General features: G+C 59.0%; 17 protein-coding genes. 7 read left to right on the top strand and 10 right to left on the bottom strand.

Features of this window, described 5'->3' with window-relative positions; translation table 11 throughout:
• Positions 1-729: 729 nt before the first annotated feature.
• On the top strand, positions 730-1,902 hold the full coding sequence (noeE, locus tag Q2941_RS28750; RefSeq protein ID WP_458194467.1) for a nodulation protein NoeE: 1,173 nt from the start codon (positions 730-732) through the stop codon (positions 1,900-1,902).
• Between the two features lie 534 nt (positions 1,903-2,436).
• Here the strand turns inward: noeE and Q2941_RS28745 are convergent.
• From Q2941_RS28745 to Q2941_RS28735, 3 genes are all read right to left on the bottom strand, one after another.
• Positions 2,437-2,964, bottom strand: coding sequence for a DUF2285 domain-containing protein (locus Q2941_RS28745; RefSeq protein WP_458194497.1), 528 nt, complete (start codon positions 2,962-2,964; stop codon positions 2,437-2,439).
• Positions 2,965-3,022: 58 nt separating this feature from the next.
• A complete protein-coding gene (locus Q2941_RS28740) occupies positions 3,023-3,154 on the bottom strand; it encodes a transcriptional regulator domain-containing protein (RefSeq protein WP_458194496.1) in 132 nt (43 codons plus the stop codon).
• Positions 3,155-3,372: 218 nt separating this feature from the next.
• On the bottom strand, positions 3,373-3,648 hold the full coding sequence (locus Q2941_RS28735; protein ID WP_458194466.1) for a DNA -binding domain-containing protein: 276 nt from the start codon (positions 3,646-3,648) through the stop codon (positions 3,373-3,375).
• A gap of 165 nt (positions 3,649-3,813) precedes the next feature.
• On the opposite strand from Q2941_RS28735, the gene Q2941_RS28730 reads away from it, so the two are divergent.
• Complete coding sequence (locus Q2941_RS28730; RefSeq protein ID WP_458194465.1) at positions 3,814-4,068, top strand: helix-turn-helix domain-containing protein; 255 nt, start codon at positions 3,814-3,816, stop codon at positions 4,066-4,068.
• Between the two features lie 103 nt (positions 4,069-4,171).
• Here Q2941_RS28730 and Q2941_RS28725 read toward each other — a convergent pair whose 3' ends face one another.
• Positions 4,172-4,492 carry a DUF736 domain-containing protein gene (locus Q2941_RS28725; protein ID WP_458194464.1) on the bottom strand — a complete coding sequence of 107 codons (321 nt, stop codon included), beginning with the start codon at positions 4,490-4,492 and terminating at the stop codon, positions 4,172-4,174.
• Positions 4,493-4,665: 173 nt separating this feature from the next.
• Complete coding sequence (locus Q2941_RS28720) at positions 4,666-4,902, bottom strand: hypothetical protein (RefSeq protein ID WP_458194463.1); 237 nt, start codon at positions 4,900-4,902, stop codon at positions 4,666-4,668.
• Between the two features lie 641 nt (positions 4,903-5,543).
• On the opposite strand from Q2941_RS28720, the gene Q2941_RS28715 reads away from it, so the two are divergent.
• Both Q2941_RS28715 and Q2941_RS28710 read left to right on the top strand, forming a co-directional pair.
• A complete protein-coding gene (locus Q2941_RS28715) occupies positions 5,544-6,341 on the top strand; it encodes a type IV toxin-antitoxin system AbiEi family antitoxin domain-containing protein (protein ID WP_458194462.1) in 798 nt (265 codons plus the stop codon).
• The gene (locus tag Q2941_RS28710) at positions 6,338-7,327 is read left to right on the top strand and encodes a nucleotidyl transferase AbiEii/AbiGii toxin family protein (RefSeq protein WP_458194461.1); all 990 of its coding nucleotides are present in this window, start codon (positions 6,338-6,340) and stop codon (positions 7,325-7,327) included. Before Q2941_RS28715 ends, Q2941_RS28710 begins: the two co-directional genes overlap by 4 nt.
• A gap of 580 nt (positions 7,328-7,907) precedes the next feature.
• Here Q2941_RS28710 and Q2941_RS28705 read toward each other — a convergent pair.
• Together Q2941_RS28705 and Q2941_RS28700 are read right to left on the bottom strand one after the other, a co-directional pair.
• A complete protein-coding gene (locus Q2941_RS28705; protein WP_458194460.1) occupies positions 7,908-8,972 on the bottom strand; it encodes a PDR/VanB family oxidoreductase in 1,065 nt (354 codons plus the stop codon).
• A gap of 10 nt (positions 8,973-8,982) precedes the next feature.
• Positions 8,983-10,056, bottom strand: a complete 1,074-nt coding sequence (locus Q2941_RS28700) for an aromatic ring-hydroxylating dioxygenase subunit alpha (RefSeq protein ID WP_458194459.1) — start codon at positions 10,054-10,056, stop codon at positions 8,983-8,985.
• 170 nt (positions 10,057-10,226) lie between these two features.
• Here Q2941_RS28700 and Q2941_RS28695 point away from each other — a divergent pair, with 170 nt between their 5' ends.
• Positions 10,227-11,192, top strand: a complete 966-nt coding sequence (locus Q2941_RS28695) for a LysR family transcriptional regulator (protein ID WP_458194458.1) — start codon at positions 10,227-10,229, stop codon at positions 11,190-11,192.
• Between the two features lie 532 nt (positions 11,193-11,724).
• Positions 11,725-12,237 carry an Mpo1-like protein gene (locus Q2941_RS28690; RefSeq protein WP_458194457.1) on the top strand — a complete coding sequence of 171 codons (513 nt, stop codon included), beginning with the start codon at positions 11,725-11,727 and terminating at the stop codon, positions 12,235-12,237.
• A gap of 123 nt (positions 12,238-12,360) precedes the next feature.
• Here the strand turns inward: Q2941_RS28690 and Q2941_RS28685 are convergent, their stop codons facing one another.
• Together Q2941_RS28685 and Q2941_RS28680 are read right to left on the bottom strand one after the other, a co-directional pair.
• Positions 12,361-12,681 carry a DUF736 domain-containing protein gene (locus Q2941_RS28685; RefSeq protein ID WP_458194456.1) on the bottom strand — a complete coding sequence of 107 codons (321 nt, stop codon included), beginning with the start codon at positions 12,679-12,681 and terminating at the stop codon, positions 12,361-12,363.
• A 547-nt stretch (positions 12,682-13,228) separates the two neighbouring features.
• The gene (locus tag Q2941_RS28680) at positions 13,229-13,648 is read right to left on the bottom strand and encodes a hypothetical protein (RefSeq protein WP_458194455.1); all 420 of its coding nucleotides are present in this window, start codon (positions 13,646-13,648) and stop codon (positions 13,229-13,231) included.
• 2,158 nt (positions 13,649-15,806) lie between these two features.
• Between Q2941_RS28680 and Q2941_RS28675 the strand changes: the two genes are divergently transcribed.
• Positions 15,807-16,190 (top strand): VirK family protein, encoded by a 384-nt coding sequence (locus Q2941_RS28675; RefSeq protein WP_458194454.1) that lies wholly within the window; start codon positions 15,807-15,809, stop codon positions 16,188-16,190.
• Positions 16,191-16,623: 433 nt separating this feature from the next.
• Here the strand turns inward: Q2941_RS28675 and Q2941_RS28670 are convergent, their stop codons facing one another.
• Positions 16,624-16,827, bottom strand: a complete 204-nt coding sequence (locus tag Q2941_RS28670) for a hypothetical protein (protein WP_458194453.1) — start codon at positions 16,825-16,827, stop codon at positions 16,624-16,626.
• Positions 16,828-17,598: the final 771 nt, after the last annotated feature.

The following is a 17,598-nucleotide window of genomic DNA, read 5'->3' as shown; positions in this document are numbered from 1 at the left end:
GGTCGATAATAAGGGTAAGTTTGCAGAACTCAGATATCGGGATGGGTTATCATCTTTGCCCCGGCCCTGAGACGAATTCTGAGGTCTGCGGCGCGCATCGGCCGAGGCGAACCTATGACGACCGTCATCTTCGGCGGACGACGTGAGCGGCATTGTGCCGGCTCGAAGCGAAGGACTTCCTCTGGGTCGCTAAGCGCATATTTCTAATAAACCACAGTATGGCTTTTCCGAGCCTCTCCACGTTGATATCGATTAACACCGCGCGATTGAACGAGACTTGCGCAGCTGCGGCTTCGCAAGGATTGGTCGCTACCGATTGCAGGTCCAGTGCTGCGGTCTGGCCAAATGAATCTATTTCATGGCAGCCAGATCGCCAAACATGAACAGGCTAATCTTCGAGGTCCGCCGCGAATGGGAATCACACACGATGCCAATCTGCCGCAACAAAGCTAAACAACCGGCACTTAACATACCTGCCGCCTTGATCGGACGCGCTGGCTTGGGTCGATCCGAACCGCGCAGTGGCCGGGCATGCGGCGCGAAAGCCAACGCGCGATGATAATGTCATGGGACTTAGTTGCGGCATGACGTCATCCTCGCGGATGACACGTCATCTGAGGTGGGGATAGTTGAAGCCTACCTGAAACGGCATTCCTGATAACGCCTCTTTCGACCGGACGAAGGAATCAGGACGGGCGCTCGGTCTGTCCAAGGATAGGATGTTGAATAATGAGCCAGGATGTAAACCATTCGCCTGCGGTGTGCTTTCTTCTGGGTCTTCCCCGCTCGGGGACGACGCTGCTGGCGCATTTGCTTCAGCGGCACCCAGATATTTTGGCTCCGCCTGAGCCGTGGCTCATGTTGGCACTTGAGGCCTTCGGTAGGGTGGACCATCGTCACCCAGCCGGCGCATCACTGGTTCAGACCGCAACCTCGCAGTTCCTGGGACGAATAGATCGAACGATCGTCACTCGCGCTTTCGCCGATGCAGCTTATGGCCGGTATTTGGCAGCTGCGGGCAAGCGCACGCTGATAGACAAGACTCCGCGCTATTGGACGGTGCTCGGTTTTTTGGATTCCCTCTATCCGGAGGCGCCGCGAGTCGTTCTCATGCGTAACCCCTACGCCATTGCCGCATCACTGAAAACGACGTGGGGCGTTCCCCTCCTGTCGGCAAGCTACCCGCCCGCGATCGCTTCGTGTGTTGCCGACATCGTGTTGGGCCAACCGACGCCTGCCATCGCATCTTCTCTCGCCGATCTTGTTCTGGGTCTACCTGCGCTTGCAGCGTACCGCAGTCGGCCTCAGACGCAGGTCGTGCACTACGAGGTGCTCGTGGCGCACCCCGACGATGAAATCCGGCGCGTGCTTGCTGGCCTGGGTTACGCCCCAACGGAGATGGCATCACCACCGATGGAGCAAATGGACTATCTCCGGTCCAGCACTTTCGGGGACCGCAAGATCCTGGAGAAAAAGACCATCGATGGCCAGTCAGTGAAGGCTTGGCAAACCGATCTGAGCATCGAGGAGATGCAGGTTGTGACCGATCTGGTTGGGACCGAGCTTTTGATCGAGCTGGGTTATGAGCAGGATCTTCGGTTCGCCGAACAAGCCGGCGTCGTCGATAAGGGTCCGGAAGTAACCCAAGGTTATCGCCAGCTATTTCGAACCTGCTGGGATTTTCTGGAGGGCAAGACAGAAGGATCATTTGACATCCCCGCTGACGGCGCCGTATTCGGTAATGGTTCGCAAGCAGAAGAGAACTCCACGTTGGCTTTCGGCCCCTCAATGTTTCAGCAAGCGCAACGTCTGGCCGCCTCCAAGAAGGAGGAGACGTTACAGGTCGCAAATTCAATCGCGGCCCAGTTGAATGAAGCGCTCACGGCTTCGAAGGCCGATTGAGATGCGCCCCCAGGAGGCCGTTCGTGATGGCGTGCCGGCATGATGATGTTGCAGGCCGAGATCGTGAGGCTTAGGCAGACCTCGTCATTTCGGAGGCCAATCGTGGCACAAATTCAGCTGTCATGCGCAAGCAACATGAAAGTGGAGAACTGCAAATTGCGGCATTTGAGCCACGGATGGCCAAGGTGTCCGGCACAGGTCAGAACGATTGCTCGCTTGCTTTCTTCAGGATGTCCCGATCTCGTGGCGCACACGCCATACACAAGCCGCTCTTCTACAACTGAGCTCGCTGAATTCAGAGAGCGGCAGTGCCATCGAGCGTCCGAAGGCTTGACCTCGGCCGCCCTACCCAATCTAGATTGGCCAGTGTGGCGCCCGAGTAGACGTTCGCTTACCCCAAGCTAGTTGAACCCTCGGGGGCGTAGCGACAGCGGCAGACATCCATGCAGCACTCCGAAGACTTAACTCGCGGTTCCACGAACGCGCTAAGGAACTACGTTCTAAGGTTGGGGATCGGTTTTCAGTATCCCGGTTTTAGTCCTTGCGAGAAGGTGGACGAAGGAATGCGCGATAGCCGCCGCGCATCAGCGCCAGACCGGTCTGAACCAAGCGGATAACTCGGCTGCGCAGGTCGTGGGTTTTCCAGGCGCGCTCGGAGACGCGTCTTGAACCAAACAATGTCTCGGCAACGGCACGGTATGAGGCGCCGTCCATGCACCCATCGAATGCGCGCAGCGCCAGCGCCAATCGCTTACGTCGTTGTGCCGATAGGTGATGAAACGGAGGTCCTGGCGGGCGACCGTTGATCGCACGCCAATACCTACATGCGGCGTGAGCACGGATCTCAAACTCGGCGCCTGGCGGCAGTTCGAATGCATAAGAGGCACCGAACCGCGTCCGCGGGGCTTGTTTGAGCCATAGATGATGCTTGGTTCCGTGAATGCGCAATACAACATGCCAACCATCCGCTGCCCGTCTGATGCGACGCGATGCAGGATCGGCAAGCGCAAGGCCAGCGGCAACGATATCCGAGCCGGAAGCGCTCCGAACGATCGGCAGCACCGCCGGCAAAGCCTCGGGCGCCCAGAAGATGGTCTGCTCGTGAAAGGACCTCTGCGGGTCATGAGCGAAAGCAGAGGCCCCATCTCCTCCGAAATTCAGGAGTCACCTGCCCGTGTTTCGAAAGCGTGTCCCGATAGTCAGCTTGATACTTGGGATTGCGGCGGAGGATTTCCCAAGCGAAATCCGGCATCTCGCCGTCTTTGACGCTCTGATACGATTCCGGTGAGCGCCAGTCGAATTTAGACACTGCTGTGATCTCCCGCCAAAACAAAATTGCGGCGCAGTGTCTATAAATCCCAGGGTTGTTATGGAAGTCTCTAATTGTGCATCACGTGATGCAGATAGTCGATCACGCCATCAAGGGGAGCAATTCCTTCTCCACAGCGTAATCCGAGCGACATTTTTTTGCTATTTGGGTGCGCCAGCGCGAAGCAAATCGCGGTAGCCGCGGTCAGCCATCCACCTTGCGCGCGCCAAATGGCTGTCGAATGCATTGCGAGCGCGGGCCGGCTCGCGATCAGGATCAATATGCAACACGATCCGGGCAACTTCGCTCCAATCGGCGCCATCGGCCTCGGCATCGAGCAGCCGCCAATACGTCACCAGATGCTGCTCGTCATAGGACGTCAGCGCCGCATCTGTGGGCGCCAAGTCCGCGACATCGGGGTTAAGCGGCGTTTGCATGAGAATCCCGCAAAGTATGAGAACAAACGTGTCGGTGGCGACTCGACGCGCGGGGCTTGCTCGCTGAAGGTCGCACTTTAGCTCTATTCCCTGGCTCGGTCCCAACCCGAGAATACATATTATAGGAGATAAACCTCCTAGTATGTAAAGACGCAACTTGCGCAGATGGACATGCGCAAGCTGGTGGGCCGGAATTTCTTAAAGCTGCGGAAGCGGAAAGGCTTCACGCAGGAGAAATTCGCCGAGGCCTCCGGCTTCACTCAACAATACATCAGTAAGTTGGAGTGCGGTCAGCGCAAGCCGACTGTGGTGACGCTGTTCGAGCTCGCAAGCACGCTAGGCGTCAGTCACGTCGATCTTGTCTTGCCTGACGAGGAGTTTGGCAAACCGCGTGCCAAGACAGCAAAGCGAAATCCATGATGCGATCGACGCCGATCGATCCGGCCCCGTTTGGCGGCTTTTCTCTCGGCGTCAAAAAGCGCCCCGCCCGACTGGATCGGGCGGGGCGCTCTCGGCGCGAGGCTTACTCGCCGGTCTTGCGCGGCCGCGACCAGAGGAGGGTGTAGCCCTCGCCGGCTTCGTCGTCGAACAGGTTCGCGTAGATCGGCGCGTTGAACGAGGGGTCATCGAGCTTGAGCGAGAGGTAGTCGCGACCTTCCTCGGAGCGCTTGGACCAGGCTGCCCCGATCTCCGCCCGGCCCACAAAGACGCGGTGGCTGGGAGCGTTCTCGTTTGAACGGTTGCCCTCGGCGACGATGCGGACGCCCCTCGCCTGTAGGCTCAGCGTGACGATCTCGCCCTGGAAATCCGAGCCGACCTTCTTGAAAGAACCGATGCTAGCCATGTTTACTTCTCCTTGAGTTGTTTCGAGCCCCGCGACCACCGCGGCCTCGATGGCGATCTGACGGCCGAAGACGATCGGCGACGCACCCCGCGGGCCGGAGCGTACGCGGAGGACGCCGGCGGGGAGACTTTCTTGTCTCGCGAGGAATGGGCGTAGCCCAGGGGAAGAAAGTCTCAACCGACGGCGTTGCGGCTCAGACGATCGAGGCGCAGCCGGTCTTCGGCCAGATCAAGCCAACGAGGCGAGGTGCGTCCGAGCGCTGAACACAGACTTAAGCGGGAAAAGACGTGGCAGAGCTCGCTTTGCAGCACAAGAAGCGACTGGTTTCGAAGTAGAGAAAGAAAGAGCCTGCGGGAAAAGGCGACATCGCCGTTGGGCAACAGCCACAGCCGATAGCTACCATCAAACACTCATAAAGGGCCGAATGACGCCGGCCGGTACGACCCAGCGCTGCAAAGGCTGTCGCATTCAAAAGAGCACTCTCGATGAACGTTTCCCGCTCTTGAGAGACCGGATAGCCACCCGTGAATGATGAGCAAAGGACTATTGCTCGCGTGTCGAGGCGATCAGAGCCGGTCGATGCAGATCCAACCGCCTCGTCCGTTCACTCAATTGAGGCGAGTCGCACCTTGTTCGGCGTGAGGACGCGACCGACCGGCTGGTGGTCATTCAATCGCGAGCAGGGCTTGGTGATGTGGTGCCAAGCTCGCGGGTTACCGGCGAGGGGGGTGCGAAAGGTGCGGTCGCGATCCGTCATTGGATGGCTCACTCAATAAGGGCCAGTTGTCTGAAGGGGCATGTCGCGGATGATCTCCGGCCGCAATTCCGAATATCGGAGTCTCGATACGGCTCCCCTGCTTCCCCGCGCACCGGTCTGGATCGATAGTCAGGCAGGGAAGGGGGAGAAATCCACGCCGCAGTATTTCGGGTATTTTATACCCCAATCGCGACAATAAACTATTGCATCTTGAATTAGCGCGAGATCTGGGTTATTTATTACCCCAAATGGATCACTAAAATGGCACGCGATAGACGTAAGGTCGAGCGGTTCTTGTCCTCCCGTCCGGTTTTCACACGGCGAGAGTTCCGCGAAATCGTCTCTCCGGGCCAGCCTCTTTCGTCCGCTGACTCCTTACTAAAATACCACGTCTCGACGGGTCGCATACTTCACGCAGCTTCCGGTGTGTACGCCGCCGTGCCGCCGCACCTGATTGGCAAGCCATTCCAGCCGGACCGCCTATTGGTCGCCTCCCGGATTCGGGAAGACAGCGTTCTAGCGTTCCACACCGCACTAGAACTACACGGACTCTCCTATTCCGAAGGTGTGGAGACCCAGATCCTCAGCAAGGGGCGTCCCGGCGAACTCAAGACGCGCGTCGGAATGGTGCGTTTCGTCGCGCAGCCGGCTGCGCTACGCAGGTCCGGCCGCGAGCTCGATGGCACGGTCGTTCTTGACCGGCGAGGCCTGGACATCAGAGTGACCTCTCTGGAGCGAACGCTGGTCGACTGTGTCGAACGCCCCGATCTCGCAGGCGGCAATGAAGAATTATCCAACGCGCTTCAGACAGTAAGCGCGATCGAGATGCTCAAGCTCGTCGAGCTGGTGCTCGCGCGCGAAAATCAATCCGTCGCGGGCGTCCTAGGATGCTGGCTCGAGAGCCGCCGCGAAGATCTGCTCGTCGATGATGGCGTTCTTGAAGAGCTGAAGCGCTCGGCACCGTCGTCGACGAGGCCCGTCCTCGGGGCTACCATCCAGGCCGGTGAGCCGCATCCAAATTGGAAGGTCATCTTGCCGAATGAATTCCTGCGCCCCTCCTTTGAAGGCGGATCGCCGGAGATGACGTCATGATATCGGTAGAACGGTTGGAGAATCTATCAGCCGATCTTTCCTTCGAGGCCGCCACCATCGAACGTGTCGTGCGGTTGATTGACGTCCTCGATCGTCTGACCAAGGACAAGGAGATCGGCAATCTGTTTGCGCTGAAGGGAGGGACCGCGCTCAACCTATTCTATCTAGGTCTAGATCGGTTGTCAGTCGACATCGATCTCAACTACATCGGTGCCGAAGATCGCAAAACAATGCTGAGCCACAAGAAATTAATTGAGCAGCGCCTGCCCCGGCTGATGCAGACCTATGGATATCAGCTGATCCGGGATCCTCGCAGCGAGCACGCAGGCGAGAAATGGCGCTTCAGATACACATCCGCCTACCATCGACCTGGCACGATCGAAATCGACGTCAATTACATGTACCGTATTCCGTTCTTCGGCACAGTTGACAGGGATTCGTCTGCTCTCGGCGGGTACGTCGCAAGAAACATTCGCCTGGTGGATCTTCATGAGATCGCGGCCGGAAAGATCGTTGCGATGGCCGCTCGCAGCGCCTCGCGCGACCTCTATGACGCTTGGCGGCTGCTGCACGCCGATGGTCTGGATTGGCAGAAGATCAAACTCGCCACGCTCGCTATCGGGGCAGCGACCAGGGACCTCGATTGGCGTGAAGCATCGCTGGCTCATTACAAATACGACATCAACGAGCTTCGCGGGAAGCTGCTTACTGTCGTGAAGAACGATATGTTCCATGGTGATGGCAATCCGGAAGCCTGGTGCAAGCGTATCCTAGGCGAATGCCAGGAGCAGCTTGCGCCAATGTTCGACCACGACGAACGAGAAATGGCCTTTCTAGATGCGCTATACGAAAATGGCCGGGTCGATGTCGACGGCCTCACTGCGGATGCCGCGACTAAGCGTGCCATCGAGAGCTTCCCTGCACTTCAATGGAAGGCGCTCAATATCAGGAACTATAAACGCGGATTGACGAGCCTTAGCCGATGACGATCGGTGCTGTTGGTAGGCCCCGCTAGATTGTCCGTTGCCTACCCTGCCGACGCCGACCTGGCCTAACTAGCCGATTTATGCTGCCATCGAGCGACGACTTGCGGTCGATCTTGTTGGCCTCCTTCCCTGAGATCTGATGGTTGTCAAAGACTTCTTCAGACCGAGCGCTACGAGGACAGATCAAGCTAAGTGGCTCGAACGCGTCGCGGCCGCGGGCCGGAGATGGGACCACGTTCGTTGCTTTTCTCCGTCAGCTCGAACTCAGGGCTCTCAGCCGAACAGATGGTGGTTTCTTGAAGTCCACTGCTTGTTTGCGGCAATTTCGAACGTTCCTGCAGCGCAGGGACCAGCGCGGTTGAACCGTGGTCCACCTCTTCGCCGCGATTGCGGACAGGTTCTGAACTGACACTCTGGGGAGCTCTGTCCACACGACAAGCCCGGCGGGCGATGCGTCTACGGCCGCTTCGCCCGAGCTGTGGTATCTCTGGTCGTCTGGCCGCACCGATCGGCACGAGACAAGCTGCGGTCGCGCTTGCCTGCTGTCGGCTCCGAAAGGGCGCCGCTTCGCTCGAACAGATCAGGCGGTACGTTGGTCGAGCGAAGCTTCCTTGGTGGTCTGATGCGGCCTTGAGGCTCTACCCACGGGGGTGTCGGGGGAATGACGCTGGGTTGGCGTTCGATCAGGCGTATCGACGCTCAGGCAACCGCTCGCCGCGCGCGACACGCAGGTGCAGAGCTTGCCGTTCATTTCCCGCTCTTCACTGCTGAAGAACACGTCACGATGATCGACCTGGGCCGATGCCTCCAGGATCGGCAATACGCAAAGGCCGCATTCTCCCCGCCGACAACCGAAGATCATGTCGACGCCGGCATCTTCAAGCGCCTCTAGCATGGAGCGGTTGGCAGGCACATCAATTTCCAGACCCAATCGGGGAATCCTGATCTTGAACGGTGCATCTGCAAACTTGCCGGCATTGCCAAACGTCTCGTAGCGGAGCTGTGTAGGAGGCCTGCCCGCTTCGCGCCACAGGCGCTTGGCCGCCTCCAACATGCCGAATGGCCCACAGACATAGAGTTCGCCGCGCGGATCCAGCCGGGCGATCTCGCCGGCGATATCGATGCGCTGACCCTCTTCATTGACGAAGAGCTCGAGTCGTTCGCCGATATAGCGGGCGAGCTCGTCCGCGAGTGCCAGGTCGCGGTGGCTACGCGCAGCATAGAGCAGGCGAAAATTCGCGTCCGCTTGCTTCAGCGCCAGCGCCATTGTGTAGATCGGCGTGATGCCGATGCCGCCGGCCAGCAGCAGATAGTCCGGCCGGCCGTAGCTCACTTCGAAGCTGTTTCGCGGCTCGAAAATCGTGAGCCGTTCGCCCACCTTGAGACGCCACATGCCGACCGACCCGCCCCGGCTGGAAGCGACCCGCTTGACGGCGATGCGATAGAGGCCGTCCCCGCAAGGTCCCACCAATGAATAGCTACGAAGCTGCGGCCGCCCGTCGATCGGCACGAGGATATCGATGTGACTGCCAGGCGTTACCTTGGCTGACCGGCAGTCCGGCTCGATCTCGAAGAGACGGACGTCAGGAGTGAGATCGCGCGTGGCACGAAGACGTGCACCAATCGGTTCCATCGGTGTGGCCATAATTCTTCGCTCACTCGGCCGCAAGGTTTGCGACCACGCGGGCCTGCTCGTCTGCCATCATCTGGTCGATCAGCCGCCGTGCCCAGAGCGCGCCCGCATCGATGTTGAGATCGTAAAAAGGCGAGCGCGGGTTCTTGTCGATGGCGGCCTGCTGCGCCTCCAAGATCCTGTGATCCTGATCGTAGACGCCTGCCCCGCCGTTGACGTGGGCGAGCTGGAGCTCTTTCGTCAGTTGCAGATCATCCTTCCGATAATTTCGCACGAAGTTCCAGAAATAGTGGCAGGTCGTCTCAGTTTCGGGAGTGATCGCCGCCAAGAACGCGCCGCTGACGCCGTGCGAACGATCGCCTTGCGGCGCGCCCGTATTTGTCAGCGCGACACCGACGTCGCCGACGACGACCGACGGCGCCTGGAATGTCACGATCTGCCAGCGATCGACGCGGCCCGGCCGAGCAAGCTGACGGCCCCAGAAAGGGGGCGGCTCGATGTCGATCATCCAGCGCGTCATCGTCGCCGTGTTGTCCGTGTGGGTCACATCGAAGGGCGCAGCCGTGATTGCCTCGTCGCCTATGCTGCCGGCGTGCACATAGGTCTCGTGCGTGAGATCCATCAGGTTGTCGACCACCAAGCGATAGTCGCATTTCAGTTGATAGAACGTGCCACCCTCGCCAACCCATTGCGTGCCACCGTTCCAGTGAAAATCCGGAATTTTGTCGGGGTCCGCCAGCGCTGGATCGCCGGGCCACAGCCAGACCAGGCGATGTCGCTCAGCGACCGGATAGGCGCGCACGCAGGCTGACGGATTGATCGTCTTCTGTGCAGGCATGTAGGAACAGCGGCCGGCCAAATTGAAGACCAGCCCGTGATAGCCGCACATGACGTCATCGCCCTTGAGATGTCCGAGCGACAACGGCAGCAGCCGGTGCCAACACGCATCCTCGAGCGCCGCGATGGCGCCGTCCGTGCGGCGATAGAGCACGATGTTCTTGCCGCAGATGGTGCGGGCGGAAAGCTCGCGGGCGATCTCGTGGGACCATGCAGCCGCGTACCAGGCATTGAGCGGAAAGGGTTTTGGCGCGTTCACGGTGCAGCTATCTCCATGATTTAGTCGATGGTCGCGGGCTTGCCGCCTTAACTCCCATTTTCGAGCAGATTGCGTTGGCAATAGCTATCGGACAATCGGACAGAGTTGATATCCCTTATCTACTCTTTCGATACGGCGGCTTGGGCTTCGCGAGGAGGATGTTTAAGGAGATGGCAAAGGATTGGGATCCATTCGCGATTGATTTTGCCGCGATCCGCACCTTACGCTTGGTGTCCGAACTGGGCTCCTTTTCGAAGGCCGCCGAAGCGCTCGGCACCAATCAATCGACGATCAGCTACACCATGGATCGGCTACGCGCGGCGTTCCACGACAAGCTGTTCGTGCGACAGCGCGGCGGCATCGCGCCAACGCCTCGCTGCGTCGAGATCGTCGAATGTGCCAGCCGCCTGCTCGAGGGCTTTGAGGGCCTCATGCAGCCGACGGATTTCGATCCCGCCAGCGCGTCCGGGCGGGTCACGATCGCCTGCAATTATTACGAACGCTCGATCATTCTGCCGCGTACAATCGCCGAGATCAGACGCCACGCGCCCCGCCTGGTACTGGAGATCAAGGCGGCACGCGCCAAAGGCATCGCGTATCTCAAACGCGGCGAAGCCGATCTTCTCCTTGGCCCCTACGACGTGCAGGAGGACAGCCTCTATCATCGCAATCTGCTGGATGACCACTATGTGTGCGTCATGCACCGCGGCCATCCGCTCGCCGGCAGGAGGCTGCGCGTCGACGACTATGTCAAGGCGAGCCATGCCGTGGTCACCTATGGAGGCACCTGGCGCTCAGGCTACCTCAGAGAGCTCGATGGACGCGGCCTGTCGCTCAACCGGGTGGTCACGGTACCGAGCATCTCAGATCTCACCCACATTCTCCCCGACACGGATCTGATCTCGACGGTGCCAAGCCGCATCGCTTCGAACATCGCCAAATCCGTCGTGGCAACGTCGTGTCCTTTCTCGGAGCCGTTTCAGATCGGGATGACCTGGACCTCCCGGACGCATCATTCCGCCGCCCACCGGTGGCTGCGGCAACTTATGGCCCGAATTGCCGGCGCTCTGCCGTACAAGGCCGTTCTCGCCGCGCCGTCTGGGCGCACCCGCGGCGGTGCCAATGCCAGAGCTTGAATTGCCTGCCTGCCGGCACCTGGGTGTCTCCGCTACTTTCGAATTTGACGCCCCCTCCTCTATTCTCAACAAGCCGCCGACTTGCCGACGGCCCTGCACGACGAAGTCGGTTTCTGGCAGTCCGATCAGACGAGGCGACTTCGTTAAGTTCCAATCGGACGAGCTCTGGCCGTCCCGCCACGCGGATCGGAACGAGAAAACCGAGGTTGCCGGTGCCTTGCTGGTCGGCTTCAAAGAGCGCTGCTTCCGCCCGGATCCAGCGGGCGCGCACCAAGCTTACTCGTCGGTCTTGCGCGACTACGACGAAACGAGCCTGCGGCCTTCGCCGTCTTCATCATCGAACATATTCAAGTCATCGAGAGAGCAAGCTACACGAATCTACCAAGTATGATATTTTTGGCAGATTTGACGTGAGGCTTTCCTGCGCGTAAGCACCGAAAACTTTTTTTCGACAATGGGCCAGCAAGCATATGCGTTCGGCAGTCGATGAACCGTACCGTGGTCGCGGACACAACAGCAAGGCCAGTGCGGCATGAACTCCTCTTTCCATCGGCTGCTCGCGGATTACGTGGAGTATCATCGCGCCCCCTGGAATTGCGCGATGCACGTCTTCGGCATCCTGTTCTTGTTTCTGGCTGTCAGTCTTCCGCTCAGCCGTTGGGTCATCACACTATTCGGGATCCACATCAGCGTGGCGGTTATCGCGCTCTCGCCTGTGCTGATCCTTTGGATCGTGCTCGACTTCGAGCTTGGCACCGCGATCTTTGGCGCTGTGATCGCATTGCTTGAAGCTGCGGCCGTGATCCTCAACCATGTGACGACCATCGGGATGTGGTCGCTTACTGCCGCCCTGATTGTGCTCGGCGTTGCATCGCTGATCATTGGGCACTTGGTGTTCGAGCGCCGGCGGCCGGCAATGGTCGACAATCCTCGCCATCTATTGGTCGGACCCATGTTTGTCATGGCGAAGTTGGTTGTCGCGCTCGGCTTTCGGCACGATCTTCGCGCCATCGTCGGGAAGCGTCGCGAGGTGCCTTTCCGGTGACCGGATTTTCTTGCTACCGTCACTTTGCGAGGTCATTCTCCCCGTCTCACTTTTCCGCCTGTCCGCTCCAAAAAAATGTCGCCCCGCCCGAGTGGATCGGGCGGGGCGCTCTCGGCGCGAGACTTACTCGCCGGTCTTGCGCGGCCGCGACCAGAGGAGCGTGTAGCCTTCGCCGCCTTCGTCCTCGAACAGGTTAGCGTAGATCGGCGCGTTGAACGAGGGGTCATCGAGCTTGAGCGAGAGGTAGTCGCGACCTTCCTCGGAGCGCTTGGACCAGGCCGCTCCAATCTCCGCGCGGCCCACATAGACGCGGTGGCTGGGAGCGTTGTCGTTTGAGCGGTTGGCCTCGGCGACGATGCGGACGCCCCTCGCCTGCAAGCTCAGCGTGACGATCTCGCCCTGGAAATCGGAGCCGACCTTCTTGAAAGAACCGATGCTAGCCATGTTCACTTCTCCTTGAGTTGTTTCGAGCCCCGCGACCACCGCGGCCTCGATGGCGATCTGACGGCCGAAGACGATCGGCGACGCACCCCGCGGGCCGGAGCGTACGCGGAGGACGCCGGCGGGGAGACTTTCTTGTCTCGCGAGGAATGGGCGTAGCCCAGGGGAAGAAAGTCTCAACCGACGGCGTTGCGGCTCAGACGATCGAGGCGCAGCCGGTCTTCGGCCAGATCAAGCCAACGAGGCGAGGTGCGTCCGAGCGCTGAACACAGACTTAAGCGGGAAAAGACCTGGCAGGCGCCGCCTTGCAGCACAAGTGGCGACCGGTTTCGAAGTAGAGAAAGAAAGAGCGTGCGGGAAAAGGCGACTTTGCCGTTGGGTAACAGCCACTGACGACAGCTACCATTGATCGCTCATAAAGGGCCGAATGACGTCGGCACAGCGCGATCGAGCGCAACCAAGGCCGTCAGTGCTGAGAGCTCTATCAACGAGATGGCCTGGACACCCCGTTAGAGCAAAGCAACCCCAGATGCAGCGGAAGGAGGTTTCGTCAAGCGTCGCGGACGCCAGGGCCGGTTGAGGCAGATTTGGGTACCCCGCCCGGCTTCACTCCTCGCTCGAAGACAGTGATCTGCATCCAGGCCCTCCAGGCGATGAAGATTGCCCCGACGCAAGCGAAGGTCTCGCGCCAGAACGGCCATGGTACGGCGATCTGCGATAACGCGAGCGTCACATGGTAACCAGCAATTCCTGCCGGAACGGCAAAAACCGCGCCGATCATGCCGCGCAAGAAGATCAGCCGCGCCATGGAATGGGCAAGCTGACTAATGACGAGCGTCAAGGCGGCACTGATGATGGCGACAATGAGCGCACCAGCAATTCCGGCGCCGCGATCCAACGCCATTACACCGGCGCTGACTGCAACAAAGAATGGGAGCGCATATACTGCGAGAGCAAAGGTCAGCCACAACAGGAGGCCGAGCCCAGCGAGATTGAGGGCAAGTCCAAGGGCAAGCACGGTGGTGGTCCCCGTTCATAGATATACGGATTGCGCCTTCCACCACCACCACGGCGCAACTTAACGTATAGAACGAAAACGTGATGAAATCGAGACACAATCCGTGTTGGATGGGAGATGAAATTTGGTTCTGCGGCAATTGAGGTGTCGAGAAAGATTTAGCTGCGGAGCGAGCTTTTAGTTGGCTAAGACGGGCGCTCACGAGCTGACCTCGCCAACTCCGAACCGGATCGCTCTAACCCACAATCTTTCTTGTTGAGTTGGGAGCTCATTTCGCCATTCGCAAGTTCCGTTACTCGCAAAATGATCTGTCACTGAATGAAATTTTCAGCGTATTCGAACGCTGCAAAAGCCATGTCCTGTCGGATGGATCTCCACAATCGATGATTGGAATGTCTCGGACACCACCTCGCAACGACCCACCTCGCCCATTTGGGTGGCGAGCCAAGGGTGACAAGGTGGTCGAATGCTTGATCGAGAATAGCGACGCGCTGCTTCTCGCCTACCCATGAATTGCGAGCCGAACATGGAGAGCATCTGTCGACTGCGCGTTCGCGACCGCGCCGGACCGCCGCGCTCGCGACAGCTTCCTTAAGGCATCCCAAAACCGGCGGCAGCCTCAAAGCCAAGATGATTTTGCATCGCTCTAAAGATCACGACGGGACAAGCATGCGAGACCGAAAACTCAAACCGGCCAATCCCTTCCGCCACTTAGATCGCATGATGACTAGGAGCATCAGGAGCTTCATTCGTCAACTCAGTGTGGCTGCCCCTCTCCGCGGCCGATGAACTCCAACACCGACTCTGCCTTACTGATCTCGCGTGAGATATGCTCCAATATCCGGATCATAGATGCTGGCGTCCGTACAAGACCTGCTCGATGGCAGGCAAGTTCCAAATGATGCATCACCTGTTCGTGGGTGGGAGCGATCCGATTCTGCAGAGCGCTGATTGTCAATGATGCGAGCATGTACTCGACTACGCATTTTTCGGCTTGGATCAATACTGATTGCCCCTCTTGATCGTCGCCTCTGTTCTGAAATCAGTTATCGGCAAAAGTGTGTGCACTGCGAGCAATCTGCACCAGTGAGCACGCACGTTGCGGATTGGCAACGCGCGTGATGCGGTGAGTTCGCTGAGGGTCCCCGCGTCCGCACGCGAAGAAGCACCGGCGTGCGAAGGACTTGGCCGAGATCGGGCCAAGACGTTTGTCTTGGCCTTAGGAGCTAGCCACTCGAGGGTTTAGTCGAGAAAAGCGGAGAACGATCAGAAATCGCGACGCGAATCTAAACCTTCACCGTCTGCGAGGGGCCCACCCTCTTCGGCGTGCCTGGCCAGCTTGTCGTATTCCTCGGCGATTTTCAGAAGCCTGTCTCTGGGTTTTCCGGGCCCAAGCGAATCGGCTTTGATCCGCGTTGCTTGCGCACGACCGCGCCAGAGATGCGGATCGTAGATTGGTCTGTATGGGGTCATGTAAAAGAAGATGCAATTCGTAGGTCAAGAAAGTGCGACAGCCGGCCTCCGTATCATTACGTAGGGTCCCATCAGCAAAGTCGCGATAATTTCGCGCGCCGCCCCGTAAGCTTAAGATTCTTGAGCGCTGCCTAAGCCGCTTTGGAGAGCGAGTTCGTCAAACGCGCGGCATCATTGGCCGCCTTGCAATGCTCCATGATAAGATCAAAGAGCTTAGCTATGAAAGTTCGAGATCTTGCCTCGTACTCGTCTTTTTGAAGACCTGCGCTTTTCAGACCGAGACGGCAGCAGACGGCGGCATTCCGCCGCCGCGGCGTGAAGCGGATGGTTTCCACGCCCTTTGCAACGGCGACTGCCGGATAAGAGGGCGCATCGGATATCACAAACCGTGACGCCACTTCGTAAACCTTACATACGAGGTTGTGACGTTAGGTTGGCCTCGCAGCCGCTTGTGGGTGGTGGCAACACATGTTGTCGTAAGGACAACTGCCTGGGGTCGGGAATGCGCCAAGCTGTTTGCGACATGACATCGGGCAGGTTGCTGTTTGCGCAGCCAGTGGTCCTTGGAGGAGAAGAGCATATGCAGTTCAGTGCGAGAGGCCTGTCGATCTTGTTGTCCTTGCTTTTGGTCGCAAGCGTGAGCACGATCGCCAAGGCTGATGAGCCCTCGCCGAAATACGCCGAGGTGCTCGGCGCCCTGCAGGCCGGCAAGGATGTGAAGCTCATACTGGATCTCAGCCGCTGTACCACCATCGATGGCGGTAAGCCCGGACCAGCTGTGCAGGGCGGGCTAGTTATCAGCGCCTTCAGAGTGAGCACGCAGCACGGCATCAGCTTTGCAAATGCGCATCAAACCGTGGACACCTCGGGACACGCGGTGACGGAATACATTCGCCACAGCCTCAGCCGCGAAGGCAAGCTCACGGTGCGGGCCTCCAAGCTGGCTGTCGGGGCGACCGAAGTCGTCAACCAGGGCGAATTCGTCTGCGAACTGCCGGACGGCGCGAAGTTCGTCTGGTAGTAGGAAGAAGAACGGCGCACGACCGCGGTGCGGTTTCGCGATTCCGGCGGCCGGATTCGACGAGCATCCAAAAAGATCGCGGTTGGGACCATCATAGCTGATGGCCCCCCGCTCGGATTTGAGGCTGACCAATTTAGGCACCTCGGCTCCCACGTTGGGAGTTTGACGGAAACGCGGGCTTTCGGCGAACTACATGTCTTTCGCTTCAGCGTGAAGCGCCCATTGCGCGAGCGACCGCTGAACCTGAAGCCGAGGAACCTGACGGTTTACCGTCTGCCATGCCCGCGCGGAGTGCAACGGTTCGCCGCGAAGCGGCTAATGGTCACGATCCGGTCTTCCAAAATGTTCGCCTTCAGCCATTCCTGGATAAGGCCAATCATGCGCGGATCAGCCGTCCGGTACTTCGGAAAACGAATCGGCGCGTCAGTTATCCCTATCCCCAATCGGCGCCGTAGATCCTACGCATCTCGGCGTGGGCGCGGCGGATCATTGCTCGCTTGATCAGACACCCCGCAACTGCGCCGATCGCAAGCGCAAATAGGCAGGCCAGATAAGCGTTCGCCCACCCCCAATAGACATTTGAGGCCATCACGGGGAACAACGCGATCAGCATCGCGCTTTTGCGGATCAATCGCATTTTTTAGAAATCGCCCCAGCCCAGGCGCGCACCAAAACCTGCCCTCCAACGAAAAAATAGCACAGGCTCTGGCAGGAGTTTTAGGCTGGACATCCTCGGTAGCTGCAGAAATTCAACGCAAAAGGGCTGCCCAGCGAGAAAAACACGCGGCTCAAGCTTGGGCATCGTGTCCGAGGAAACCCTGGACAGCGGCTAGCTTCGGATTCGCATTTGTTATAGCAGCGCCTTTCCGGCTATGTATTGCCTCGCCTATGTTGCTTTCTCCAATGAGCGTTCAGATGGAAAACTGTGTGATTGTGCGTGCCTACGGAAGACTATTGGATCAGTTGCGCGAAGAGGCATCCCGCGTTTCACGAGGACACAAGGCGGACTGGTCGATCGAGCGTAGTGACAAAGGGGCACGCTTTTGCTTCGAGGACGCGGAAGCGAAAAAGGCGTTCGCGTCGATCTGCGAGAATCTCGCTGTTTCGTATACGGAAGCTTAGGTAGGTGATCAAAATCCGAGGCCGGCTAAGGTAGCCGATGAATACCGCGGGATGGCTCAGCACCTGGCCATCGGCGTGCGTCCGCTATCCCGGAACGGCAGCAATCGGAGCAAGCGCTCTCTGTGCATCACCGCAAGCGCAAATAGTGGAACTCCAAACAATCGAAGAGAGCCGCCACCGAATCCCCCGTCTGATGCACGCGTTGAGTCCCGCCACATCGGTCCCTTCAACTTGCTGCGCCGTCGCTTTCATTGTCCACTAAGACGGCGCTCACGCGCCGCCCCTG

Source organism: Bradyrhizobium sp. UFLA05-153, assembly GCF_054185185.1.
The sequence above is the reverse complement of the archived record's forward strand: the minus strand, read 5'-3'. Positions and strand labels throughout refer to the sequence as shown.